At 35.3% G+C, this 496-nt stretch carries 1 protein-coding gene; it reads left to right on the top strand.

Annotated elements, in window-relative coordinates:
• Window positions 1-496, top strand: a 496-nt coding sequence (locus ASD35_RS26380; protein WP_157275327.1) for a family 1 glycosylhydrolase, incomplete at both ends; no start/stop codon positions are given.

The raw sequence follows: 496 nt of genomic DNA, 5'->3' as shown, positions 1-496 counted from the left end.
GCATTTGGCTCCAACAACTTATGGAGATTATCCACAGTCAATGAAAGATAGAGTTGGTCATAGATTACCAAAGTTCACAGAAGCAGAGAAGAAACTACTTAAAGATTCAACAGATTTTGTAGGAATGAATTATTATACTTCAATGTTTGCAAAAAATATTAATCCAGATCCTAAGAGTCCTAGTTGGACTACTGATTCTCTTGTTGATTGGGATAGCAAGAATGTGGATCAATACAAAATTGGTAGCAAGCCTGCTGGTGGCAAATTGGATGTATATTCAAAAGGTTTGAGATACCTTTTGAAGTATATTAAAGACAACTATGGTGATCCTGAAGTTATGATCACTGAGAATGGATATGGAGAGGATCTTGGAGAATATCACAATGACATAGAAATAGGAACAAATGATCACAACAGGAAGTATTATCTCCAAAGACATCTCTTGAGTTTACACCAAGCCATTTGTGACGATAAGGTGAACGTTACAGGATATTTT

This window comes from Pelomonas sp. Root1444, assembly GCF_001426885.1.
GTDB lineage: Bacteria > Pseudomonadota > Gammaproteobacteria > Burkholderiales > Burkholderiaceae_C > Pelomonas.
The sequence above is the reverse complement of the archived record's forward strand: the minus strand, read 5'-3'. Positions and strand labels throughout refer to the sequence as shown.